The organism is Caballeronia pedi, from assembly GCF_001544915.2.
Lineage (GTDB): Bacteria > Pseudomonadota > Gammaproteobacteria > Burkholderiales > Burkholderiaceae > Caballeronia > Caballeronia pedi.
The window spans coordinates 1-595 of record NZ_FCOE02000134.1 but is presented as its reverse complement, the minus strand read 5'-3'; the positions used below and the strand labels follow the sequence as shown (position 1 = coordinate 595).

At 63.7% G+C, this 595-nt stretch carries 1 protein-coding gene; it reads left to right on the top strand.

From position 1 onward, the window contains the following. Nucleotides 1-44: 44 nt before the first annotated feature. On the top strand, nt 45-595 hold a 551-nt coding region (locus AWB80_RS42860), incomplete at its 3' end, for a condensation domain-containing protein (RefSeq protein ID WP_341866869.1).

The window sequence follows — 595 nt, the reverse complement described above, 5'->3', positions numbered from 1 at the left end:
CGCAAGACGAAGCCCGACGCCCCTTCGATCTTCAACACGGCCCCTTGCTGCGCGCCCGATTGCTGCGCCTCGCAGAAAGCGAACACGTTCTGCTGTTCACGATGCATCACATCGTCTCCGATGGCTGGTCAACCGGCGTACTGGTGCGTGAACTCGCCGCCTGCTATACGGCTGCATTGCGTAACGAACCTGTCGCCCTGCCGCCGCTGGCCGTGCAGTACGCCGACTACACCCTGTGGCAGCGTGACTGGCTCGCTGGTGCCGAACTCGAACGTCAGACTCAGTACTGGCGCAATCAGCTCGCCGAGCTTGCACCGCTGGATCTGCCCACCGATCGCCCTCGCCCTGCGCAGATCAGCGGGCGCGGCGCGACGCTGCCTTTCGCCGTGAGTCCAGAATTGTACGAACGCCTGAACGCGCTGGCGCAGCGTGAAGGCGTCACGCCCTTCATGCTGCTGCTTGCGGTGTTCCAGACGCTGCTCGCACGTTTGTCAGGGCAATCAGAGGTGGCCGTGGGTTCACCCATCGCCAATCGCACGCATGCGCAGATCGAACCGCTCATCGGCCTGTTCGTCAATACGCTGGTGCTGCGTGC